General features: G+C 65.8%; 23 protein-coding genes. 7 read left to right on the plus strand and 16 right to left on the minus strand.

Translation table 11 applies throughout. The annotated features are described in order from the left end of the window. Window positions 1–70: 70 nt before the first annotated feature. The 6 genes from RSE12_11075 to RSE12_11100 form a co-directional block, all read right to left on the minus strand. Window positions 71–979, minus strand: coding sequence for a calcium/sodium antiporter (locus RSE12_11075; protein ID WRH60949.1), 909 nt, complete (start codon window positions 977–979; stop codon window positions 71–73). A 122-nt stretch (window positions 980–1,101) separates the two neighbouring features. Further along, complete coding sequence (locus tag RSE12_11080) at window positions 1,102–1,494, minus strand: VOC family protein (protein ID WRH60950.1); 393 nt, start codon at window positions 1,492–1,494, stop codon at window positions 1,102–1,104. 3 nt (window positions 1,495–1,497) lie between these two features. Next, window positions 1,498–2,337 (minus strand): arginyltransferase, encoded by an 840-nt coding sequence (locus RSE12_11085; GenBank protein WRH60951.1) that lies wholly within the window; start codon window positions 2,335–2,337, stop codon window positions 1,498–1,500. Between the two features lie 174 nt (window positions 2,338–2,511). Continuing rightward, window positions 2,512–2,958, minus strand: coding sequence for an RDD family protein (locus RSE12_11090; GenBank protein WRH64796.1), 447 nt, complete (start codon window positions 2,956–2,958; stop codon window positions 2,512–2,514). Window positions 2,959–3,030: 72 nt separating this feature from the next. After that, a complete protein-coding gene (locus RSE12_11095; protein ID WRH60952.1) occupies window positions 3,031–3,483 on the minus strand; it encodes a DUF2852 domain-containing protein in 453 nt (150 codons plus the stop codon). 292 nt (window positions 3,484–3,775) lie between these two features. After that, complete coding sequence (locus RSE12_11100) at window positions 3,776–4,246, minus strand: YbaK/EbsC family protein (GenBank protein WRH60953.1); 471 nt, start codon at window positions 4,244–4,246, stop codon at window positions 3,776–3,778. A gap of 114 nt (window positions 4,247–4,360) precedes the next feature. Here RSE12_11100 and RSE12_11105 point away from each other — a divergent pair, with 114 nt between their 5' ends. Both RSE12_11105 and RSE12_11110 read left to right on the plus strand, forming a co-directional pair. Continuing rightward, window positions 4,361–7,204 (plus strand): glutamine-synthetase adenylyltransferase, encoded by a 2,844-nt coding sequence (locus tag RSE12_11105; protein WRH60954.1) that lies wholly within the window; start codon window positions 4,361–4,363, stop codon window positions 7,202–7,204. Then, complete coding sequence (locus RSE12_11110) at window positions 7,191–7,463, plus strand: hypothetical protein (protein ID WRH64797.1); 273 nt, start codon at window positions 7,191–7,193, stop codon at window positions 7,461–7,463. Before RSE12_11105 ends, RSE12_11110 begins: the two co-directional genes overlap by 14 nt. Before the next feature lie 150 nt (window positions 7,464–7,613). Here the strand turns inward: RSE12_11110 and RSE12_11115 are convergent, their stop codons facing one another. The 3 genes from RSE12_11115 to edd form a co-directional block, all read right to left on the minus strand. Beyond that, a complete protein-coding gene (locus RSE12_11115) occupies window positions 7,614–8,075 on the minus strand; it encodes a VOC family protein (protein WRH60955.1) in 462 nt (153 codons plus the stop codon). A 68-nt stretch (window positions 8,076–8,143) separates the two neighbouring features. After that, complete coding sequence (gene eda / locus RSE12_11120; GenBank protein ID WRH60956.1) at window positions 8,144–8,785, minus strand: bifunctional 4-hydroxy-2-oxoglutarate aldolase/2-dehydro-3-deoxy-phosphogluconate aldolase; 642 nt, start codon at window positions 8,783–8,785, stop codon at window positions 8,144–8,146. A 99-nt stretch (window positions 8,786–8,884) separates the two neighbouring features. Further along, a complete protein-coding gene (gene edd, locus RSE12_11125; protein WRH60957.1) occupies window positions 8,885–10,690 on the minus strand; it encodes a phosphogluconate dehydratase in 1,806 nt (601 codons plus the stop codon). 286 nt (window positions 10,691–10,976) lie between these two features. On the opposite strand from edd, the gene RSE12_11130 reads away from it, so the two are divergent. The 3 genes from RSE12_11130 to RSE12_11140 are packed head-to-tail and all read left to right on the plus strand — an operon-like array spanning window position 10,977 to window position 13,494. After that, complete coding sequence (locus RSE12_11130; GenBank protein ID WRH60958.1) at window positions 10,977–11,663, plus strand: DUF6778 family protein; 687 nt, start codon at window positions 10,977–10,979, stop codon at window positions 11,661–11,663. A 41-nt stretch (window positions 11,664–11,704) separates the two neighbouring features. After that, window positions 11,705–12,934 carry a class I SAM-dependent rRNA methyltransferase gene (locus RSE12_11135; protein ID WRH64798.1) on the plus strand — a complete coding sequence of 410 codons (1,230 nt, stop codon included), beginning with the start codon at window positions 11,705–11,707 and terminating at the stop codon, window positions 12,932–12,934. Then, the gene (locus RSE12_11140) at window positions 12,934–13,494 is read left to right on the plus strand and encodes a PIN domain-containing protein (GenBank protein ID WRH60959.1); all 561 of its coding nucleotides are present in this window, start codon (window positions 12,934–12,936) and stop codon (window positions 13,492–13,494) included. Before RSE12_11135 ends, RSE12_11140 begins: the two co-directional genes overlap by 1 nt. On the opposite strand, the gene RSE12_11145 is transcribed toward RSE12_11140, so the two are convergent. From RSE12_11145 to RSE12_11175, 7 genes are all read right to left on the minus strand, one after another. Beyond that, window positions 13,470–14,174 (minus strand): M48 family metallopeptidase, encoded by a 705-nt coding sequence (locus tag RSE12_11145; GenBank protein ID WRH60960.1) that lies wholly within the window; start codon window positions 14,172–14,174, stop codon window positions 13,470–13,472. The two genes, RSE12_11140 and RSE12_11145, sit on opposite strands and share 25 nt — an antisense overlap. Window positions 14,175–14,218: 44 nt before the next feature. Then, the gene (locus RSE12_11150; protein ID WRH60961.1) at window positions 14,219–14,905 is read right to left on the minus strand and encodes a DedA family protein; all 687 of its coding nucleotides are present in this window, start codon (window positions 14,903–14,905) and stop codon (window positions 14,219–14,221) included. Next, a complete protein-coding gene (locus tag RSE12_11155) occupies window positions 14,902–15,234 on the minus strand; it encodes a hypothetical protein (GenBank protein ID WRH60962.1) in 333 nt (110 codons plus the stop codon). Before RSE12_11155 ends, RSE12_11150 begins: the two co-directional genes overlap by 4 nt. After that, complete coding sequence (locus RSE12_11160) at window positions 15,231–16,412, minus strand: VWA domain-containing protein (GenBank protein WRH60963.1); 1,182 nt, start codon at window positions 16,410–16,412, stop codon at window positions 15,231–15,233. Before RSE12_11160 ends, RSE12_11155 begins: the two co-directional genes overlap by 4 nt. Before the next feature lie 9 nt (window positions 16,413–16,421). Next, window positions 16,422–16,586, minus strand: a complete 165-nt coding sequence (locus tag RSE12_11165) for a hypothetical protein (protein ID WRH60964.1) — start codon at window positions 16,584–16,586, stop codon at window positions 16,422–16,424. Window positions 16,587–16,639: 53 nt separating this feature from the next. Further along, window positions 16,640–18,022 (minus strand): DUF2927 domain-containing protein, encoded by a 1,383-nt coding sequence (locus tag RSE12_11170; protein WRH60965.1) that lies wholly within the window; start codon window positions 18,020–18,022, stop codon window positions 16,640–16,642. A 479-nt stretch (window positions 18,023–18,501) separates the two neighbouring features. Continuing rightward, window positions 18,502–19,341, minus strand: coding sequence for a MoxR family ATPase (locus RSE12_11175; GenBank protein WRH60966.1), 840 nt, complete (start codon window positions 19,339–19,341; stop codon window positions 18,502–18,504). A 171-nt stretch (window positions 19,342–19,512) separates the two neighbouring features. On the opposite strand from RSE12_11175, the gene dksA reads away from it, so the two are divergent. Together dksA and RSE12_11185 are read left to right on the plus strand one after the other, a co-directional pair. Further along, a complete protein-coding gene (gene dksA, locus RSE12_11180) occupies window positions 19,513–19,935 on the plus strand; it encodes an RNA polymerase-binding protein DksA (protein WRH64799.1) in 423 nt (140 codons plus the stop codon). A gap of 91 nt (window positions 19,936–20,026) precedes the next feature. Further along, window positions 20,027–21,211, plus strand: a complete 1,185-nt coding sequence (locus RSE12_11185) for an FAD-dependent monooxygenase (protein WRH60967.1) — start codon at window positions 20,027–20,029, stop codon at window positions 21,209–21,211. Window positions 21,212–21,242: the final 31 nt, after the last annotated feature.

Genomic DNA, 21,242 nt, shown 5'->3' on the forward strand with positions numbered 1-21,242 from the left:
GCTGCAACTTTTGGAAACGCAAAAGGCCCGCGCCGATGGCGCGGGCCTTTCTTATGGCGTCAGGCTTTTCTCAGATCAGCGCGACGTAACCGGCATAGGCGGCCAGCAGCACAGCGCCCGCGATGCGGGGCAGGCCACCGAGGATAAAGGCCAGAACCGTGAGGCCGATTGCAGCCCCGGCGACCCAAGGCATGTCGACCGATGCAAAGCGCGGATCGGCAGGGATCGGAGCAATTAGGGCGGTAGTGCCCAGAATGCCGAAGATGTTGAAGATGTTCGATCCGACGATATTGCCGACAGCAATCTCGGTCTGCTTGCGGATGGCGGCGATGACCGAGGTTGCCAGTTCGGGCAGCGAGGTGCCGACGGCGACGATGGTGAGGCCGATGACCGCCTCAGATATGCCGAAGGCACGGGCGAGTTCGGTGGAGCTGTCCACCAGAAGCCGCGCACCGATGACCAGCACGACCAGACCGCCCAGCGTCATGGCCCAGGCCTTCCACTGGGGGATGTCGCCTGCGTTGGCCTCTTCCGGTTCCACTTTGCCGGTGGTGAAGGCAACGATCAGGAAGATCAGCAGGCCGCCGATCAGCAGGGCACCGTCAAGGCGCGTGACATCGCCATCCAGCAGCATCACCCAGATCACCGCCGTGGCCAGCAGCATGAAGCCCAGATCGCGCCACAGCTTGCGCACGGGAATGATCAGCGGGGCGATCAGCGCCGAGATGCCAAGGATCAAGAGGATATTGGCGATGTTCGATCCCAGCACGTTGCCGATGGCAATGGCGGGCTGTCCGGCCATGGCGGCCTGAACAGAGACGAGCATTTCCGGGGCCGAGGTGCCGAAACCCACGATGGTAAGGCCGATCACCATGGGCGACAGGCGGAAGTGCTTGGCGATGGCTGTCGCCCCGCGCACCAGATATTCGCCGCCAAAGAACAGGGCGACGAGGCCCAGTGCGAAGAGAAGATACGTCATCATAACCCCAAGTCAGTTTACCATGTTGCGCCCCACATCGTGTCTGGATCGGGAAGGACAAGAGGGGGCGGGTGAAAAAGCGCAGAAAGCGCGGGTTTTGCACGGCCCCCGTGGCGAGGCAGTCACGCCTTTGTGTGTTCGATCAGATCCCAGCGGTTGCCAAAGGGATCGCGCCAGACGGCGACGATGCCATAGGGTTCATGGCGGGGGGCCTCTTCGAACACCACGCCATGTGCCAGCATGCGGGCATGATCGCGGGCGAAATCGTCGGTTTCCAGAAACAGCCAGACGCGGCCTGCGCCCTGCATCCCGATTGCGGCCTGCTGATCCGGCCCTTCGGCGCGGGCAAGTATCAAGCGGCAGCCGCCGCCGGGCGGTTCCACGGTGACCCAGCGCTTGTGGCCCTGATCCAGATCGGCGGTCAGGCGAAAGCCAAGGGCGGTGACGAAAAAGGCGATGGCGCTGTCATAGTCCGGCACGATCAGCGACACGCCTGCAAGGCGGCTTTGCGCCATGGATCAGGCGTCGCGCGGGGTGCGGGTTTCGGGCAGCGAGATGCGGGCCACCTGTTCGGCAATGGGATCGACCGACAGGGGGTGCAGTTCGGCTTTGTGATCGGCCGGATCGCCAATGTCATGCCAGCGGCCGCCCTTGTAAATCTCCAGCGCGTTGAACCCCGCCTTGTAGCCCATCTTGCGCGACCCCGGCACCCAATAGCCGAGATAGACGTAAGGCAGCCCCGCCTCGCGCGCGATGTCGATGTGATCGAGGATCAGATAGGTGCCCAGCGACAGATCGGCGAGATCGGGGTCATAGAAGCTGTAGACCATCGACAACCCGTCATCGAACACATCCGTCAGGCAGACAGCGGCGAGGGGGCGGCCCGTTTCACCCGGACCGGGGGGGCGGGAATATTCGATGACACGGGATTTGATCGGCGTCTCTTCGATCATGGCCGCGAATTCGAAGATATCCATGTCGGCCATACCGCCATCGGCATGGCGGGTGTCGAGATAGCGGCGGAAGAGCGAGAACTGATCTTCGGTCGCCCAGGGCGAGGTGGCGTTGCGGCGCAGGTCTTCGCATTTCTTCAGCACCCGGCGCTGGGTGCGGCGGGGCGAGAAATCGGCCACCCGGATGCGCGCCGAGAGGCAGGCCGAACATTCCGCGCAGGACGGGCGGTAGAGCACGTTCTGGCTGCGCCGAAAGCCCTGCTTGGACAGGGTATCGTTCAGCTTTTGCGCATGTTCCCCTTGCAGGGCGGTAAACAGCTTCCGTTCCATCCGGCCATCCAGATAGGGGCAGGGCTGCGGAGCCGTCACATAGAACTGGGGCGCGATGGGAAGGGTGTGGCGCATCTTCGGATGATCATGGAAACCATCACAACCCTAGCAAGGGCGATGCCTGCCGCCAAGCCGGGAATCCGGCATCATCCGGGCCTTTTCAGCCGATTGTCGGGGAATTCCAAGGCCCGCCTCGGCGGTGAGGTCACCGGTGGCGGGCTTGGGAGCTTTGCGGGCGGTGCGAGAGACTCAGGCCGCGCGGTTGATCGCGACAGTGCCCAGAACCATGTCGGTCAGACCTTGGCCCCGGCGGCTGATCATCATCAGCGCGACAGACAGGATTTGCGGCAGCACGAAGGCCATGGACAGCGAATAGCCCAGCGTGTGCAGGAAGGCGGTGGCGGCATCGAAACGCTGCCCATAGCGATCAAGCAACTGGATCGACATCAGCCGCATGCCCCAGGTGGCGGAATTGCCCGACAGGGTGACCCAGCGATAGAGAAAGCCCACGGCGAGCCAGACCAGCGGCAGGATGAACAGCGCGGTCAGCGCGGTGACTAGGGCCACCAGCGCCACAATCAGCGTGACGAAGATGGTGTCGACAATCCAGGCGATGCCGCGCTTGAAGGCCACGCCGCTGTAGAATTCGGCATGGCGGTCGGGGTCGGGCTGGGCGTTGATCAGGCTGTCGGACATCATGTGCGGGGTTCCGTGGCAGATGGGGAAGAGGTGGCCCTTGCGGGCCACCGGTTCAAGTGTTTGGGCCGGTCACGCGTCGGCGGGCGGCGGGATGTCGGCAACCGGGCGCGGACTGCGGGCGCGGTCATCCATGAAGGCGTCGAATTCCTGCTTGTCCTTGGCTTCGCGCAGACGGTTCAGGAAGCCCTCAAAGGCGGCTTGCTCTTCTTCGAGGCGGCGCAGGGTTTCGGCCTTGTAGGCATCGAAGGCGCTGTTGCCCGAAGAGGAGTAGACACGATGCGCGCCCCATTCGGCACGGTTGGACTTGCGGCAGGACGATCCGAACATGGTTTTGCTCCAGCGGTTGGTCATGGTCATATAGGCGACGAGGGCGAGGCCCACGGGCCAGAAGAAGATGAAGCCCAGCACCATGGCGGTGATCCAGGCCTTGCGGCCATGGCCATCAAGCCAGGCCTCGGCGCGGCGCGGCCAGGACAGGAGGCCGCCCGGAACGCGGGGGGCGGCGGAGGGAAAGCTGTTCATCGGCGGTCTCCGGTTGAAGGTTGATGTGAATGTCTTTCACATTGGGGAAGATGAGGGGGAAAGGGGCCGCGTTCAAGAGGGCATGTTAAAATAATTCACATCGCATTCCGGCGGGGCTGGCGGTGATCTTGCGGCGCGCGGGCAGGGCCCGCGCAAGGCTGTTCTCCCCACCCGCGCCATGCGGCGCGTGCGGGGCCCCGGGAAGGGGCGTTCCGCCCCCTCTTGGCGCATGCGCGCCAATTCACCCCCTGAGGGTATTTGGGGCCAAGATGAAGAGGCTGGGCAGTGCGCTCTATGCGGTAAACGGGGCGAGGGTGGCGCCGGTGAGGCGGTACAGGTCGGCGGGGGCGATGGGGAAGATGTGGCGCGGCGTGCCAGCGGCGGCCCAGAGGAGGGGGAACTCCATCAGGCGGGGATCGAGCCAGGTCGGCAGTGGTGTCAGATGGCCGACCGGGGCCACGCCGCCGATGGCAAAGCCCGTAATCCGGCGGACGGCGTCAATTTCGGCGCGGGCGAGAGCTTCGCCCGCCAGAGTGGCGGCGCGCGTGGGGTCCACCTGATTGCCGCCTGCGGTGAGGAAGAGGAAAAGTCGCCCGCTGTTGGCCCCGGCGAAAAGGATGGATTTCACGATTTGGTCGAGGGCGACCCCGGCGGCTGTCGCGGCCTGCTGGGCGGTGCGGGTTTCGGACGGCATTTCCAGCGGCGTGATGGTCAGGCCTGCGGTCTGCAAGGCGGCGGTGACACGGGCGAGGCTTTTGCTCATCGGGGGCGTCCTGACTGGGGTGGGAGGGGTGTAGCGCGCGCGGGAGGTCTGGGGCAAGATGGGGGTAGCTTTGCCTGCGTTGACCCCGTATCGCGGGCGGCGCATGGTGGCGGCATGACCCGTGATCCTGCACCTGCTGCCTTTGCCGCCCGTCTGCGCCGTTCGCCAATTGCCTTTGACGCCGAGGCGGGGCGGGATGCGGCGCGCGCTTTTGCCGACCTGCCGCCCGAGGTGGCGGGGCTGATCGGGGGGACGGCGGGATGCAGCCCCTATCTGAAGGGACTGATGACGCGCGAGGCGGCGTGGCTGCGCGCGGCACTGGCCGAGGCACCAGAAACGGTGCTGGCGGACCTGCTGGCCGCCCCGGAAGCCGCGCTGGAGGCCGGGGCAGAGGCGCTGGGCGAGGCGTTGCGGACGGCCAAGCGCCGCGTGGCACTGCTGGCGGCGCTGTGCGATCTGGGCGGGGTCTGGACGCTGGAGGCGGTGACCGGCGCGCTGACCGGGCTGGCGGATCGGGCGGTGGATCTGTCCATCCGGGCCTTTGTGGCCGAGGAGATCCGGCGTGGCAAGTTGCCCGGCGCGGTGGCGGAGGATGCGGCGACCGGGGCGGGGATGGTTGCGCTGGCCATGGGGAAGATGGGGGCGGGGGAGCTTAACTATTCCTCGGACATCGACCTGATCTGCCTGTTCGACGAGACGCGCTATGGCGATGCGGCGCAAGAGGCGCGGGCGGCGTTCATCCGGGTGACGCGCAAGATGGCGGCGCTGCTGAGCGATCTGACGGCGGGGGGCTATGTGTTCCGCACCGATCTGCGGCTGCGGCCCGATGCGGCGGTGACGCCGGTTTGCATATCAATGGCGGCAGCAGAGAGTTACTATGAAAGCGTGGGCCGGACCTGGGAGCGGGCGGCCTATATCAAGGCGCGGCCCTGTGGGGGCGATCTTGTGGCAGGGGAGCGGTTCCTTAAGGCGCTGACGCCCTTTGTCTGGCGCAAGCATCTGGATTACGCGGCCATTCAGGATGCGCATGACATGCGGCTGCGGATCCGCGAACATCGGCAGTTGAACCGGCCCCTGACGGTGGAGGGGCACAACATGAAGCTGGGGCAGGGGGGGATACGGGAGATCGAGTTCTTTACCCAGACCCGCCAGCTGATTGCGGGGGGGCGCGATCCGGACCTGCGGGACAGAACGACAGTGGGAAGTTTGGCGGCGCTGGCGGCAAAGGGCTGGATCCCTGCCGAGGTGGCCGATGACCTGACCGCGCTTTACCGCGCACATCGCGAGGTGGAGCATCGGTTGCAGATGGTGGGTGACGCGCAGACCCATGACATGCCGGTGACGGCGGAAGGTGTGGCGCGGATCGCGGCCTTTTGCGGGCAGGAGGAGGCGGCGTTCCGGGCGGACCTGCTGGACCGGTTGGCGCGGACGGATGGGCTGACCGAGGGGTTCTTTGCCCCCGGTGAGGTGGAAGCGCTGCCTGCGCTGTCAGACAGCGCGCGGGCGATTGTCGAGGGGTGGTCGCACTATCCGGCGCTGCGGTCGGAGCGGGCGCAGGGCATCTTTCGCCGCTTGCGACCGGTGCTGCTGAAACGACTGATGCGGGCGGCGAACCCGGATGAGGCGCTGGTGGCGCTGGACGGGTTTCTGGCGGGGTTGCCGGCCGGGGTGCAGTTGTTTTCGCTGTTCGAGGCCAATCCGGCGCTGATTGATCTGATCATCGACGTGGCCGGCACCTCGCCCGCGCTGGCGCGGTATCTGTCGCGCAATGCGGGCGTGCTGGATGCGGTCATTGGCGGGTCGTTCTTTGCGCCTTGGCCGGGGGTGGAGCCGCTGGCCGAAGCGCTGGGCAGGGCCATGGCCGAGACCGGGGATTACGAGCGCAAGCTGGATGCGGCGCGGCGGGTGATGAAGGAATGGCATTTCCGGGTGGGGGTGCATCATCTGCGCGGGCTGGTTGATGCCTTTGAGGCGGCCAAGCATTATGCCGATCTGGCGGATGCGGTGATTGCCGCACTGTGGCCGGTGGTCTGTGCCGAGTTTACGCGCAAGCATGGGCCGCTGCCGGGGCGGGGGGCGGTGGTGATCGGGATGGGGTCGCTGGGGGCGGCGCGGTTGAATGCGGGGTCCGACCTTGACCTGATCGTGATCTATGATGCCGAAGGGGTAGAGACATCCGACGGGCCCCGCCCGCTGGCGACGCGGGCCTATTATGCGCGGCTGACACAGGCGCTGGTCACGGCTCTGACGGCGCAGATGCCGGAGGGGCGGCTTTACGAGGTGGACATGCGGCTGCGCCCAAGCGGGCGCGGGGGGCCGGTGGCGACCTCGATCCAGTCTTTCACCAGCTATCAGGAGACGGAGGCCTGGACCTGGGAACATCTGGCGCTGACACGGGCGCGGCCCTTGGTGGGCGCGGCGGTGCTTATGGCCGAGGTCGAGGCGTTCCGGCGCGATCTGCTGCTGGCCAAGGGCAAGGGGGCCGGGGTGCGCAAGGAGGTGGCCGAGATGCGGGCACGGCTGGCGGTGGCCAAGCCCGCGCGCGGGCAGTGGGAGGCCAAGAACGGACCCGGGCGGTTGATGGACATCGAATTGCTGGCCGAGATGGCGGCTTTGCTGACCGGATCGCCTGCGCGCGGGGTGGAACGGCAGATCGAGGCGGGGCGAAAGGGCGGTATTCTGTCGGATTCCGACGCGACAGGCCTGCTGGAGGCCTACAGGTTGATGTGGCGTTTGCAGGCGGGGACACGGCTGATCACGGACGGGGCGCTGGATCCGGCGAAGCTGGGTGAAGGGGCCTGTGCCTTTTTGCTGCGCGAGACGGGCGAGACATCGGCAGTGGCGCTGTCGGACCGGCTGGAGGCGGTGGCGGGGCTTGCCGAAGCGGTGATTGTGACCCAGATGCCGAAAGGCGCGCAGGGGGCGGGGCATGGGGAGACGGGCAGTGCTGTTGAGTGAGGCGGACCCCAAGGGGTTGGTGCGGGAAAGCTATCGGATTGACGGGATCACGGCGGGGGAATGCCGGTCGATCTTTGTTGATTGGGCGCTGAGCCTGCCGGTGGATGCGCCGATCAAGGATGCCGTGCGCACCCTGATGGCAGAATATGCGCTGGGCGCGCCGGATCATCCGATGTCGGCGGTGCTGAAGGACGGGCTGATGACGCCGGACGCACCCAAGCGGCGCGGCGGGCGCGCGGCGCGGGTGGGCGGCGCGTAAGCGATTTTTGACGCAAAAATCGCGCCGAAATCTGACGCAGATTTCGGATACCGTCAGTCGTTCAGAGAGAGAAGGTTTTTCGGATCGCGTTGGTCCGGGTGCACAAAATTCTGCGTCAGAATTTTGCGCGATTTTTGCGTCAAAAATCGCCTAGCCGCGCGCGGCGGCCTCGAGCGCGGGGCCGTCGAGTTTGACCATATCCATCATCGCTTCGGTCACACGGGCGGCCTGTGCGGCGTCGCCTGTCTGCATCAGGCGGATCAGGCTGCGCGGGATGATCTGCCAGCTGACGCCAAAGCGATCCACCAGCCAGCCGCAGCGCTGGGCGGTGCCGCCCTGCAACAGCGCGTGCCAAAGGAGATCGACCTCGGACTGGGTATCGAGATGCACTTCGATCGAGGCAGCGGGGGTGAGGCGGTAATGCGCACCGCCATTGAGGAAGCTGTAGCGGTGACCAAGGAGCGAGAGATGGACAAGGAAGACCCCCTCGGCCCCGCGGCGGGGAAAGGTCTGGATGATCTTGGACCCCGGCAGCAGCGTGACATAGCACGACGCTGCCTCTTCGGCCTGATCGTCGAACCAGAGGCAGGTCTGGATGCTGGGCCCTGTCATCGTGTTCCCCCCCGAGATGCGCGACACAGTCACTTTGCGCCCTTGGGGGGAGTCGGGCAAGTCTGCAATCAGGCGCGCAAGGCGCGCGCCTCGGCGGCGAGACGGGTGATGGCAGCCCAGTCGCCCGCGGCCATCGCCTCTTTCGGGGCGACCCAGGAGCCGCCGACGCAGAGGATGTTCTTCAGTGACAGGTAATCTGACGCGTTCTTCAGGCTGATGCCCCCGGTGGGGCAGAATTTTACCTGCGGGATGGGCGATCCGATGGATTTGAGGAAGGCCGCGCCGCCCGACTGTTCGGCGGGAAAGAATTTCTGCACCGTATAGCCGCGTTCCAAGAGGACCATGATTTCGGTGGCGGTGACGGCGCCGGGGAGAAGGGGAAGGCCTTCATCCTCGCAGGCCTTGATCAGCGCATCCGTGGCACCGGGCGAGACGCCGAAGGTGGCACCCGCCTTTTTGGCGGCTTTCACATCGGCGGGTGTCAGCAGGGTGCCTGCGCCGACCATGCCGCCTTCGACATCGGCCATGGCGCGGATCGCATCGAGCGCGACTGGGGTGCGCAGCGTGACCTCCAGCGCGGGCAGTCCGCCTGCGACCAGCGCGCGGGCGAGGGGTGCGGCATGGGCCAGATCGTCGATCACCAGAACCGGGACGACGGGGGCAAGCTGGCAGACCTTGAGGCTGGCGGCGGATTGTTCGGCGGGGGTCATGGGCAGGGTCCTTGGTCGGTCGTTTGGCGGAGAGACCCGGGGGCTTTGCGCCCCCGGACCCCCGCAGGATATTTCAGCAGAGAAGATACAGGTGGGCAATCATACGACGACTGCGCCACCTGTTTCGGCGGGGCCGACAGTGCGGCGGAAGGCTTCGAACAATTCGCGCCCGATGCCGAAGCTGTTGGCGGAGAGATCGGCGGTGATCGGGGTCCGCCTGTCGAAATCCGTGACGAGGACCGTCAGGGTGCCGGCATCGGCATCCAGACGGATGATGTCGCCGTCGCGCAGTTTGGCGAGCGGGCCGCCGGTTGCGGCTTCGGGCGAGACATGGATGGCGGCGGGCACCTTGCCCGATGCGCCCGACATGCGGCCATCGGTGACCAGTGCCACGCGCAGGCCGCGATCCTGCAGGACCGAGAGCGTGGGGGTGAGCGAGTGCAGTTCCGGCATCCCGTTGGCCTGCGGGCCCTGGAAGCGGACGACGACGACGCAGTCGGAGGTGAACTCGCCACGCTTGAAGGCGGCCTTCACATCGTTCTGATCGTGGAAGATGCGGGCGGGGGCTTCGATGACGTGGCGATCGGGCGCGACGGAGGAGACCTTGATCACACCGCGGCCTAGATTGCCCGTCAGCTGCTTCAGCCCGCCCGAGGGTTGGAAAGGATCGGTGGCGGGGCGCAGGATCCTGTCATTCAGGGTGGCGTTGGCGCCGTCTTCCCAGGCGAGCTTGCCATCCTTGAGCTTGGGTTCCTGCCGGTAGAGCGACAGGCCGTCGCCTGCCACCGTCTTGGCATCGGGATGCAGTAGGCCTGCGTCAAGAAGCTGGCCGATCATGTAGGACAGCCCGCCCGCCGCGTGGAAATGGTTCACATCGGCCAGACCGTTGGGATAGACCTTGGCCATCAGCGGGACGGCTTCGGAAATATCGGCGAAGTCTTGCAGGTCGAGGATCACGCCCGAGGCGCGGGCCATGGCAGGCAGGTGCAGCACAAGGTTGGTGGAGCCGCCCGTCGCCATCAGGCCCACGAGGCCGTTCACATAGGCGCGTTCATCGAGGATTTCGCCTGCAGGGCGGAAATCATTGCCGAGCGCGGTGATCTGGGCCACCCGTTCCACCGCCGCCGTTGTCAGCGCCTCACGCAGGGGGGTGCCGGGGTTGACGAAAGAGGCACCCGGCAGGTGCAGGCCCATGAATTCCATCAGCATCTGGTTGGTATTGGCTGTACCGTAGAAGGTGCAGGTGCCGGGGCCGTGATAGGAGGCCATTTCCGCCGCCATCAGCTGATCACGGCCAATTTCGCCCGCCGCATAGGCGTTGCGGACGCGGGATTTTTCGTCATTGGGCAGGCCCGATGTCATGGGGCCGGCAGGGACAAAGATCGCAGGCACATGGCCGAAGGTAGAGGCGGCGATGATCAGGCCGGGAACGATCTTGTCGCAGACGCCCAGATAGAGCGCCGCGTCAAAGGTGTTGTGCGACATGGCCACGCCAGCCGCCAGCGCAATCACGTCGCGGGAAAAGAGCGAGAGTTCCATCCCTGGTTGGCCCTGCGTCACGCCATCGCACATGGCGGGAACGCCGCCCGCCACCTGCGCCGTGGCGCCTGCCTTGCGGGCGGCCGCGCGGATCAGGGTGGGGTAGGTTTCAAACGGCTGATGGGCCGAGAGCATATCGTTATACGCAGTGACGATGCCGATATTCGGGGCGCGGCCGGCGGCAAGCGCAGCCTTGTCATCGCCCATCGCGGCATAGGCATGGGCCTGATTTCCGCAGGCCAGATGCCCGCGCGCGGGGCCGTCCGTCGCGGCCTTGGCCAGCCGTTCCAGATAGAGGCCGCGGCTATCGGCCGAGCGGGCGCGAATGCGATCCGTGACGCGGGCAATGGTGGGGTGCAGCGACATGGGCGACTCCTCTGGCGGTGGTTGGCGGCAGGTTAGCAGATTCTGTTAGCGCTAACAACAGCCTCCGGCCAAGGCGGATAAGGGCAGTGGCGGGGCGGTCTTTGGGGCTGCTTTAAGCGGCTTATTGCCCAACCGTACAAGAACGTTGCCGATTTGGCGATTATCGCACGGATTGTTTCCGGAACGGAGCTAAATCCCTGAAAAGTTCTGCCGTTAACCAAATTTGGCCACATTCGATTCGCATACCTCCCTCCCATGTAATGGGCAGGAGCCCGGAGGTATGGACATGAATGGTATCACGAAATTCGTCGCTCTTGGCTTTGCGCTGGTGCTGTCGGCCTGTGTAAGCAGCGAACCGGCCAGCCGCAACGCATCGAATGATGGGCTGACCCTGGCGTCACGCGGCGCGGAAACCCCGCTGCGCGGTGCGCCGCGTGTGGTGGCCCCGCTTTACACGGTCACGGATGTGCAGATCGCGGTGCCGCGGGCGCTGCAGGTGTCCGAGGCCAACGGCTATTATCCGATGGCAGATATCGTCTGGCGCGGTGATCCGATGGGCGACCGCCATCAGCAGATCGCGTCCATCTTCCAGGCTGCGGCAGACCGCGCGACCGCCACCATGGCCGGGCCGCGTCAGGCCGTGCTGTCGTTGGAGATCGTGCGCTTTCACGGCGTGACGGAAAAGACCCGCTACACGATTGGCGGCACGCATAACATGGTCTTCGATCTGACCGTGCGCGATGCCGCGACCGGTGCCGTGATCGACGGGCCGCGCCGTGTGGTGGCCGATGCCAAGGCGGCAGGCGGCCAGGCCGCGATTGCCGAGGAGCAGGCGGGCCGGACGCAGAAGGTTGTGGTGACCGAAAAGCTGGTGGAAACGTTGCGGCGGGAACTCTCCGGCGCGGTGACCGATCCGGCGCTGGTGGCACGCGCCACGCAGAACCCGGGCGCGCCGGTGCTGGTCGCGCGCTGAGCCTTTCCCATTCGGGCAGGAACAGGTAAGGGGAGGACATGATGTCCTCCCCTTCTTCCATTTCCGATGATGAGCCGCCTCTGTCGGGGCTTCCTGTGGTGCGGCTGCGGCCCAAGGCCGAGGCGCGGGCGATCCGCCATGGCTTCCCTTGGGTCTATGCCGATGAACTGGTGATGGATCGCCGGACGGGGAATATCCCGCCCGGTGCGCTGGCCGTTATGGAAGACGGCGAGCGGCGGGTGCTGGGTCTGGTCACGGTCAACGTGAAATCCAAGATCGTGGCGCGGATGCTGGACCGTGATCCGGCGGCTGTGATTGATGAGGCGTGGTTTGCCGCACGTCTGGCCCGCGCGCTGGAATTGCGGGAACGGCTTTATGACGCGCCCTTCTACCGGCTGGTCCATGCCGAGGCGGACGGATTGCCTGGCGTTGTGATCGACCGGTTCGGCGATCTGGCTGTGGTGCAGCCCAATGCCGCCTGGGCCGAGATGCTGATCACGCCGCTGGTGGCGGCCTTGCAGGCAGTGACCGGGGTTTCCACCGTGGTCAAGAACGGCACGGGCCGGTCACGCGGGCTGGAGGGGTTGGTTGAAGAAACCGTCGTTCTGGCGGGCGCGGTGGATGGGCCTGTGGCAGTGCCGATGAACGGGGCCACCTATATGGCCGATGTGACCGGCGGGCAGAAAACGGGGCTGTTCTTTGACCAGCGTCCGAACCATGCCTTTGCCGCCGGGCTGGCGCGCGGGGCGCGGGTGCTGGATGTGTTCACCCATGTGGGGGGCTTTGCCCTTGCCGCGCTGGCCGGAGGCGCGGAAAGCGCGCTGGCGGTTGATGCCTCTGCGCCGGCGCTTGCGCTGGCCGATGAGGGCGCGCGGGCTTCGGGTGTGGCGGAGCGGTTCAGCACGCGGCAGGGCGATGCCTTTGCGGTGCTGGAGGCGCTGGGGGGCGAGGGCGCACGGTTTGATCTGGTGATCTGCGATCCGCCCGCATTTGCGCCGGCAAAGCCCGCACTGGAGGCGGGGTTGCGCGCCTATGAACGCATTGCGCGGCTGGCGGCACCTTTGGTGGCGCCGGGTGGCTATCTGGTGCTGTGTTCCTGTTCCCATGCGGTCGATCTGCAATCCTTCCGCAACGCTTCGGCGCGCGGGATCGGGCGCGGGGGGCGGCGCGGGCAGTTGCTGCACACGGGTGTTGCCGGGGCGGATCATCCGATGCTGCCGCAATTGGCGGAAAGCGGATACCTGAAATCGCTGTTCTTCCGTCTGGATTGATGCGCGCGGTTCTGGATGCCTGCGTTCTGTTTCCGCCCGTGCTGCGCGATCTGCTGCTGGGGATGGCCGAGGCGGGGCTGTTCGAACCGAAATGGTCAGAACGTATTCTTGAGGAATGGGCACGGGCCACGGTGAAGCTGGGGCCGGGGGCCGAGGCGCAGGCACGCGGCACGGCAGCGCTGATGCGCGCGGCCTTTCCCCGCGCGATGCAGGCCGCCGCGCCGGGGGTGGAGGCGCGGCTGGTGCTGCCAGACCCCAACGATACCCATGTGCTGGCGGTGGCGGTGGCGAGCAGCGCCGATGCCATCATCACGTTCAACGCGGTGGATTTCCCCCGCCATGTGCTGGCGGGCGAAGGCGTGGCGCGGCGCGATCCGGACGGGTTCCTGTGGGAATTGTGGTCGGGCGAGCCGACAAAGGCGGGCGCGGTGATTGCGCATGTGCATCGGCGGGCCGAGGAAATGGCGGGGGGGCCTGTCTCGCTCAAGGCGCTGCTCAAACGCGCGAGCCTGCCGCGCCTTGCCAAGGCCGTTACTCAGGACGGCAGTCGGGCCGGTTGAAGCCAGCGGCGTTCGTTCGCCTCGATCTGGGCGATGCGGTCGGCGCTGGAGGGGTGCGACAAAAGCCATGCAGGCATTTCGCCGCGATTTCCTTTGGTCATGCTGTCAAGCTTGCGGAAAAGCGCCTTCTGCGGCTCGGTCCCGATGCCGGATTTCAGGAGGAGGGCCGTGGCGTAGGCGTCTGCCTCATATTCATCGCGTTGCGACAGGCGGGCGGCCAGCGCACCGGACATCAGCCGCGCGATCCAGATGCCGATGAAAGGCAGAAAGCGGTTGAGCACCGCCGACAGCACCACGAACACCGCATTCTGACCAGTAAAGTCGATCATGCGGCGTTTGGTATGCCCAAGGGCCACATGGCCCAGTTCATGCGCGATGACGGCGGCAAGCTCTTCTGCTGTCACCTCACCCCGCATTTTTCGATTGAGAAAGCCGCGCGTCAAAAAGATGCGCCCGTCCGGGGCGGCAAGGCCGTTCACGGGCTCCACCTCGAACACATGCACGGGGATCGATGGGATGTTGAGAGCTGCTGCCATCCGGTCTGCCAGCCGGGTGATGGCAGGGTCGGTCAGGGGGCGGGATTGTTCGTCCAGCATCTTTCCCGTCCGCCAGACGGAAAAGCGGTACATCACCAGCGCGTAGCCGATGGCGAGAAGGGTGGGGATGAGAAGCGCTGCCATGCGTCAGGATATGGGAAGAAATCCGGCAAGGGGAAGGGGGGCGGTCAACTGCGCGGGTCACGATCCCGACGGTGGTTGTCCGCAACGCCGCTGGGACCGTTGTCTTCGGCGGGGGGTGGTGTGTCGGCGCGGTCATCTTCGGGCCCGGTATCGCCGTTGCGGCCCAGCATCTGCCAGAGGATCATGGTCACGATACCCGCCGCGATGGCGGCAACGAGGTTTGCCAGAACGGACCCCAAAGCCTCCAGATCGCCGGAAAAGCTGTAGCCAAGGCCGATATAGATCGACACCCAGACGCTGGCCCCGGCCGAGGCGGGCAGGGTGAAGCCCAGCCAGTTGATCCGCGCCGCCCCGGCCGCAAAATTCATGTAGGGCGACAGGGGCGAGGCCAGCCAGCGCGACAGAAAGATCGCGGGCAGACGGCGCTTGCCAAGCCAAGCCACCGCCCGTTTGACAAGGGCAGCACCGCGCCGACGCCGGGACAGCCGCACCATGACGCGGGGCCCAAGGCCACGCCCGATCCAGTAACCGCATTGATCGCCCAGCAAAGCCCCCGCAATGGCCCCGATCCACAAGGGCAGCGCGTTCAGATCGCCCGCCGCCGCAAAGGCCCCGGCGGCCAGCATCACCAAAGAGGCAGGCACCGGCAAAGCAAGACAGGCGAGGAAATTCGCAAGCGCCAGCAGGATTGCGCCCCATTCCGGCACAAGGGTAAGCAGGGTCTCGGTCATTCCGCCGCATCCAATGCGTCGATCGCCTCTTGCACCGGGGCGATCAGGTCGGTGACCGGGACACCCTGTTCCCGCGCAATGGTGTAAAGCGGCTGGCGCAGATCATCCTTGTCGACGGTCGACAGCAGGACCGCCAGATCCTCGCGGTCCAGCCCGTAGGTGCGGGCGATGTAGCGTGGGGTCATCCATCCTGCGATGGGTTTTTCGGAGCGATAGTTCAGCGTCACCGCAAAAAGGACCGCCCGCCCGCCAAAGAACAGCGTGGCCGCCAGCGCCAGCCCGAAGGCGAGCGTCAGTGCAGGGCTTTTGCGCCAGAACCGCCGGATCATCTGAGTTCCTTTATCCCCCGCGCGATGCCATCCAGTGTCATCGGAACCATGCGGTTTGAAAAGATGTCACGGATCAGGCGGGTGGATTGGGTGTAACCCCAATGCGCCTCGGGCAGGGGATTGATCCAGATGTGGCGGGGCCATTGCGCGCAGGCGCGGTTCAGCCAGACCTGGCCTGCTTCGGCGTTCCAATGTTCGTTCGCGCCGCCGGGATGCAGGATTTCATAGGGCGACATGCTGGCATCGCCCACGAAAATGCATTTCCAATCCGGGCCATAGGTGCGCAACAGGTCCATCGTCGGGGTCTGGTCATCCCAACGGCGGCGGTTGTCGCGCCAGACGCCCTCATACAAACAGTTGTGAAAGTAGAAGGGGGCGAGGTGTTTGAATTCCGACTTGGCGGCGGAAAACAGCTCCTCCATCACCTTGACGTAAGGGTCCATCGACCCGCCGATATCCAGAAACAGCAGAACCTTCACCGCGTTGCGCCGTTCGGGGCGGGTCTGCACATCCAGCCAGCCGTGATCGGCGGTGGCGCGGATGGTGCCTTCCAGATCCAGTTCCTGTTCCGCCCCGTCACGCGCCCAGCGGCGCAGGCGGCGCAGCGCCACCTTGATGTTGCGGGTGCCCAGTTCGACCGAATCGTCGAGATTGCGGAACTCGCGCTTGTCCCAGACCTTGACCGCGCGCTGGTGGCGGCTTTGGTCCTGCCCGATGCGCACGCCTTCGGGGTTGTAGCCATAGGCGCCGAACGGGCTGGTCCCGGCAGTGCCCACCCATTTCGACCCACCCTGATGGCGGCCCTTCTGTTCCTCCAGCCGCTTGCGCAGCGTGTCCATCAATTTGTCGAACCCGCCCAAGGCCGCGACCTGTGCGCGTTCCTCGGGCGTCAGGTGGCGCTCGGCCAGTTTCTCCAGCCAGTCGCGGGGCAGGTCGATGGCATCCAGCACCTGATCGGGGGTGATCGCCTCAAGGCCGTTGAAGGCGGCGGCGAAGGCGCGGTCGAACCTGTCAAGGTGGCGTTCATCCTTGACCATCACCACGCGGGCAAGGTGATAAAAGCCGTCGACGTCATAGGTTACAAGGCCCGCCACCATGCCTTCCAGAAAGGCCAGGTATTCACGCAGCGAGACCGGCACGCCTTCCTGCCGCAGCTTCTGGAAGAAGGGCAGGAACATGCCGCGCCCTTAGACCATGCGGTCGATGAACAGCGTCAGAAACAGACCGACCAGAGCGAAGGCGATCCCGTAGCCCGCGCCGTATTGCAGCGCGTCCAGCCGCTTGCCACCCGATTTCAGCGCTTTGCGCGCGCCGATGGCAGCGCCCAGAATCAACCCCGCGATCACGATCATGCCTGCCTAGCCCCCGTCTTTTTATGGCCGGGGGGCAGGAAGGCCCGCCCGTCTCAGCCGCTTCGGCCGGATGCTGCCAGACCTGCGATATCGGATTGCCGCGCGCGGACCATCGCATCCGTGCCGAACCCATAACGCGCCCAGCCCAGACTGTCGAGACGGGCCTCCCGGGCCAGATCATCGCGGCCGATGGAGCCATATGCCTCGGACCGGATCATCAGAAGGGTGGCCAGCAGGGCGGCATTTTCGGCCCGGCGCACCACCGGGATGGCGCGGTCAGTCAGGGCCAGCGCCTCAGGGAAGCGTCCTTCGGCGAGGGCAAAGGCGGCAAGCTGCATGTCGACATGGGCTGAGCGGACCTCGCCCCCCGGCATACGCTGCCAGATGCGCTGCGCTTCGGTAAAGGCGCGGCTGGCGGCGGCGATGTCGCTGCCCACCTGCGCGCGGCCAAGCGCGAACCAGGAAAAGGCCAGACGGTTGTCCTGCCAGCCCTGTGCGCGGGCGATGGACAGCATCCGTTCTGCCGCCTTGCGCCGCGCGGCATCCGATCCGCGCGGGCCGATGGCGGCTTCGACCGCCTCGATCCAGACGCGGGGGGCCATTTGGGTGTTGCCAGCGGTGGGGCGGCCTTCGCCTGCCGGGTTGAGACGCGCCAGAATTGCGGGCAGACGGGCGGCCACTTCGTTGCGGGTCATGCCGGATTGCAGGGCGGGGTCGTAATGCACGCGCAGAACCAGCATATCGAAGCCGGTCAGGACCGTGTGAAAGTTGTCGTCGTTGAACACGCTGTCGGGCAGGCGGTACAGATCGTTCAGCGGGCCGATGGCCTGCGCCAGTTCTTCATGCAGGCAATCCCGCACTTCCTGCGGCGAGGTGTCGGAGGGCATGATGATCCCCACCGTATCGCGCTGGGTCACGGTGGCCCAATCGGTAAGTCCGGCGCTGCGGGCGGTGCGATATTCGGCAAAGGACGACACGCGCGGCACGACGAAACAGGCGGCCGACGGCACGAGACGCCGCATCGCGGCACGGGGCTGGAAATCAATGGTGATCGAGGCGCGGCTGCCCGGCGCGGCGGGGCGCACGTCCAGCCCGGCCTCGGCCCGCAGGCGGGCCATGACGCGCGACAGATCGGGATGGGCGGTGGCGGGCACATCGCCCGTCATGGCCACGGTGATCGGCCCTTCGAACCGGGTCAGCGCCGGAAGGGCGCGCCCGCTTTCCATCAGGAATTCCAGATCGAGAATGTCGCGCGCGATATCAGCGTTGCTGCGCGAAGCTGCGGGAGCGGGTTGCGCCGCAAAGCCCTGCAACGGCGGAAGCGAGGCCCCGGCCATCGACGGGGCAGCCCGGTTCATGGCCACTTGCGCAACGGGTGCGGGTGAACAGGCGGAAACGATCAGTGAGAGGGCCGCGACGGCCAAAGAAATACGCATGAGTGGCAGCTCTGCTTTCATTCTGAACCAAGGGTCTTGCGACCCGACCAACACCGGAACCCGCCCGCAGGGCCGCAGTTCCGTCACCCCAGACAAGGTGACGCCCCCGCGTCACCAGACCGGAACCGTTCCGACAGACGACCTTGGCCGCATCCTGCAAGAGCAATGCCAGACCCGCGCAGCGCGGGAAAAAGGGCAGGCTTTTGCCAAGGGACGCAGACACGCAGACCACCATCAACACCAGGAACGGATGCCCCCAAGAAGATGTCCGTCAGTGTCGTTATGAGGGCGTTGACGTGTCAATTCCGGGAAAAGTGCAAGACCACGGCCCGACTACGGATCGCGCCCATGCAGGCGGAAGACACCGCATCTGTGCAGGGTGTTCACGGAACATTTCAAAACATGTCAAAATCACGGCGACGCGTGATCACTTTGTGGCAAAACTGCGGCCAAGTTGCGGCAATTTCTGGCGATTCGGCCTAACGCTTGGTTCGTCCCATGAACGCAAGTCTTTCGAAAAGGTGAACGTCCTGCTCGTTCTTCAAAAGTGCGCCATGCAGACGCGGGAGCGCCGGCCCACCTTCGCGCTTCAGGTCTTCGGGTGACAGATCTTCGGCCAGCAAGAGGCGCAGCCAATCCAGCACTTCGGAGGTGGAGGGTTTCTTCTTCAGCCCCGGTACTTCGCGCAGTTCGTAGAACTGGGTCAGCGCGGCGGTCAGCAGGGCGGGTTTGATGCCGGGAAAATGCACATCCACGATGGCGCGCATCGTGTCGATGTCGGGGAAGCGGATATAGTGAAAGAAGCAGCGCCGCAGGAACGCGTCGGGCAATTCTTTTTCATTGTTGGACGTGATGATGACCACGGGGCGATGGGTGGCGCGGACGGTTTCGCCTGTCTCGTAGACGTGGAATTCCATCCGGTCGAGTTCCTGCAACAGATCGTTGGGAAATTCGATATCGGCCTTGTCCACCTCATCGATCAGCAAGACCACGCGGGAGGGGGCCTCAAACGCCTGCCACAGCTTGCCCTTGCGGATGTAGTTGCGCACGTCGTTCACGCGCGCATCGCCCAGCTGGCTGTCGCGCAGGCGGCTGACGGCATCGTATTCGTACAGGCCTTGCTGCGCCTTGGTGGTGGATTTCACATGCCATTCGATCAGCGGCATCCCCAAGGCCTGTGCCACCTGCCGCGCCAGTTCCGTTTTCCCGGTGCCGGGTTCGCCCTTGACCAGAAGCGGGCGTTGCAGCGTGACGGCTGCGTTGACCGCGAGGGTCAGATCATCGGTCGCGACATAGCCAGAGGTAGAAGAGAATTTCATGGGATCTCGCGCAGGGAGGGGGCGGGCAGGGGTGGACCCTATCGCCCCGGTAATTCCGTCGCAACTGCTAGTGACAATCCTTTGGCGATGGTCTAGATGCACGGCCAACAGGAGCGCGCCATGCAAGCAGACCCCCTGTCGGCGCGGTCCGACCAGACGGAGACAGCAGTGATGAAGCCCGAAGTGTTTCTTCCCGACGATTATCGCCCGGCCGAGGACGAGCCGTTCATGAATGACCGGCAGCTGGAATATTTCCGGCGCAAGCTGCTCAACTGGAAGGCCGAGCTTCTGTCGCAATCGGCGGAAACCATCGACAACCTTCAGGATTCGGCGCGCAACGTGCCCGATATCGCCGACCGTGCCAGCGAAGAAACGGATCGCGCGCTGGAACTGCGCACGCGGGACCGGCAGCGCAAGCTGGTGGCCAAGATCGACTCGGCCCTGCGCCGGATCGACAATGGCGAATACGGCTATTGCGAAATGACGGGCGAACCCATCAGCCTGAAGCGGTTGGATGCGCGACCCATCGCCACGATGACGCTGGAAGCGCAGGAAAAGCACGAACGCCGCGAGAAGGTTCACCGTGAAGATTGACCGCAGGTCCGCCCCTTGCGGGGCGCGGCGGGGAAGCAGAAAGTGACGCCGGACCTTCGGGTTCGGCGTTTTGCATTCGGGGGTGCGGGGGATGAGCCTGATCGGGCGGCCGGTAACGGTTCTTGGCGCGGGCGTGGCGGGGCTGGCTGTCGCGCGGGCGCTGGCGCTGCGCGGGGCGCAGGTAACGGTTCTGGAACAGGCCGACGCGATCCGCGAAGTGGGCGCCGGGCTTCAGATCAGCCCGAACGGTGCGGCGGTGTTGCAGGCCTTGGGGCTTGGCCCTGCACTGGCCGCAGTCAGCCTGCGGGCGCAGGCGGTGGTGCTGCGCGACGGGCTGGACAGTTCGGCGGTGTTGCGGATGGATCTGGCGCGGCTGCGCCCTGAACAGGGGTGGCATTTCGTGCACCGCGCCGATCTGATCGCGCTTTTGCTGGACGGCGCGCGCGAGGCGGGGGTGACGCTGCGGCTGTTGCACAAGGTGGAGGCGGTCGATCTGTCCGGCGCAAGGCCGCGTGTGCGGCTGGTGCAGGGCGAGGAGGTCGAGGCGGGGCTGCTGATCGGGGCGGATGGCCTGCATTCGCCGCTGCGTATGGCGCTGAACGGGGCGGCGGCCCCCTTCTTTACCCATCAGGTGGCCTGGCGTGCGGTGATCCCGAACGATCCCGGCGATGCGGTGGAGGCCGAGGTGCATATGGGCCCCGGCCGCCATCTGGTGAGCTATCCGCTGCGGGGCGGGGCGTGGCGCAATATCGTGGCGGTCGAGGAGCGGCGGCGCTGGGTCGAAGAAGGCTGGTCGCTGCGCGATGATCCGATGGAACTGCGGCTTGCCTTTGCCGGGTTTTCGCCCCGAGTGCGCGGCTGGCTGGACCGGGTGGAGGATGTCTGGCTTTGGGGGCTTTTCCGCCATCCGGTGGCGCAATCATGGTTCAGGGGGTTGCCTGATGGGGCGGCGGTGATCCTGGGCGATGCGGCCCATCCGACGCTGCCTTTTCTGGCGCAGGGGGCCAATATGGCGCTGGAGGATGCCTGGGCGCTGGCTGCCGCGCTGTCAGGCCATGACGGGGATGCCGCGGCATTGGCGGCCTATCAGGCCGCCCGCGCGCCGCGCTGTGCCCGGATCGTGCAGGCGGCCGAGGCCAATGCGCGCAACTATCACCTGACGGGCGCACGGCGGGCGGTGGGCCATGCTGCGCTGCGACTGGCGGGAACCGTGGCCCCCGGCATGGCGCTTCGGCGGTTCGACTGGCTTTATGGCTTTGACGTCACCGCGGGCTGAGACCGGGTCATTTTGGGTATTTGGGCCAAGA

It is taken from the genome of Fuscovulum sp., assembly GCA_035192965.1.
Lineage (GTDB): Bacteria > Pseudomonadota > Alphaproteobacteria > Rhodobacterales > Rhodobacteraceae > Paragemmobacter.

What these genes read in the sequence shown, in the direction of transcription:
- RSE12_11075 (WRH60949.1), bottom strand. Translation starts at nt 979, where the DNA reads ATGACGTATCTTCTCTTCGCACTGGGCCTCGTCGCCCTGTTCTTTGGC.
- RSE12_11080 (WRH60950.1), bottom strand. Translation starts at nt 1,494, where the DNA reads ATGGCGCAAAGCCGCCTTGCAGGCGTGTCGCTGATCGTGCCGGACTAT.
- RSE12_11085 (WRH60951.1), bottom strand. Translation starts at nt 2,337, where the DNA reads ATGCGCCACACCCTTCCCATCGCGCCCCAGTTCTATGTGACGGCTCCG.
- RSE12_11090 (WRH64796.1), bottom strand. Translation starts at nt 2,958, where the DNA reads ATGTCCGACAGCCTGATCAACGCCCAGCCCGACCCCGACCGCCATGCC.
- RSE12_11095 (WRH60952.1), bottom strand. Translation starts at nt 3,483, where the DNA reads ATGAACAGCTTTCCCTCCGCCGCCCCCCGCGTTCCGGGCGGCCTCCTG.
- RSE12_11100 (WRH60953.1), bottom strand. Translation starts at nt 4,246, where the DNA reads ATGAGCAAAAGCCTCGCCCGTGTCACCGCCGCCTTGCAGACCGCAGGC.
- RSE12_11105 (WRH60954.1), top strand. Translation starts at nt 4,361, where the DNA reads ATGACCCGTGATCCTGCACCTGCTGCCTTTGCCGCCCGTCTGCGCCGT.
- RSE12_11115 (WRH60955.1), bottom strand. Translation starts at nt 8,075, where the DNA reads ATGACAGGGCCCAGCATCCAGACCTGCCTCTGGTTCGACGATCAGGCC.
- eda (WRH60956.1), bottom strand. Translation starts at nt 8,785, where the DNA reads ATGACCCCCGCCGAACAATCCGCCGCCAGCCTCAAGGTCTGCCAGCTT.
- edd (WRH60957.1), bottom strand. Translation starts at nt 10,690, where the DNA reads ATGTCGCTGCACCCCACCATTGCCCGCGTCACGGATCGCATTCGCGCC.
- RSE12_11130 (WRH60958.1), top strand. Translation starts at nt 10,977, where the DNA reads ATGAATGGTATCACGAAATTCGTCGCTCTTGGCTTTGCGCTGGTGCTG.
- RSE12_11135 (WRH64798.1), top strand. Translation starts at nt 11,705, where the DNA reads ATGTCCTCCCCTTCTTCCATTTCCGATGATGAGCCGCCTCTGTCGGGG.
- RSE12_11140 (WRH60959.1), top strand. Translation starts at nt 12,934, where the DNA reads ATGCGCGCGGTTCTGGATGCCTGCGTTCTGTTTCCGCCCGTGCTGCGC.
- RSE12_11145 (WRH60960.1), bottom strand. Translation starts at nt 14,174, where the DNA reads ATGGCAGCGCTTCTCATCCCCACCCTTCTCGCCATCGGCTACGCGCTG.
- RSE12_11150 (WRH60961.1), bottom strand. Translation starts at nt 14,905, where the DNA reads ATGACCGAGACCCTGCTTACCCTTGTGCCGGAATGGGGCGCAATCCTG.
- RSE12_11155 (WRH60962.1), bottom strand. Translation starts at nt 15,234, where the DNA reads ATGATCCGGCGGTTCTGGCGCAAAAGCCCTGCACTGACGCTCGCCTTC.
- RSE12_11160 (WRH60963.1), bottom strand. Translation starts at nt 16,412, where the DNA reads ATGTTCCTGCCCTTCTTCCAGAAGCTGCGGCAGGAAGGCGTGCCGGTC.
- RSE12_11165 (WRH60964.1), bottom strand. Translation starts at nt 16,586, where the DNA reads ATGATCGTGATCGCGGGGTTGATTCTGGGCGCTGCCATCGGCGCGCGC.
- RSE12_11170 (WRH60965.1), bottom strand. Translation starts at nt 18,022, where the DNA reads ATGCGTATTTCTTTGGCCGTCGCGGCCCTCTCACTGATCGTTTCCGCC.
- RSE12_11175 (WRH60966.1), bottom strand. Translation starts at nt 19,341, where the DNA reads ATGAAATTCTCTTCTACCTCTGGCTATGTCGCGACCGATGATCTGACC.
- dksA (WRH64799.1), top strand. Translation starts at nt 19,513, where the DNA reads ATGAAGCCCGAAGTGTTTCTTCCCGACGATTATCGCCCGGCCGAGGAC.
- RSE12_11185 (WRH60967.1), top strand. Translation starts at nt 20,027, where the DNA reads ATGAGCCTGATCGGGCGGCCGGTAACGGTTCTTGGCGCGGGCGTGGCG.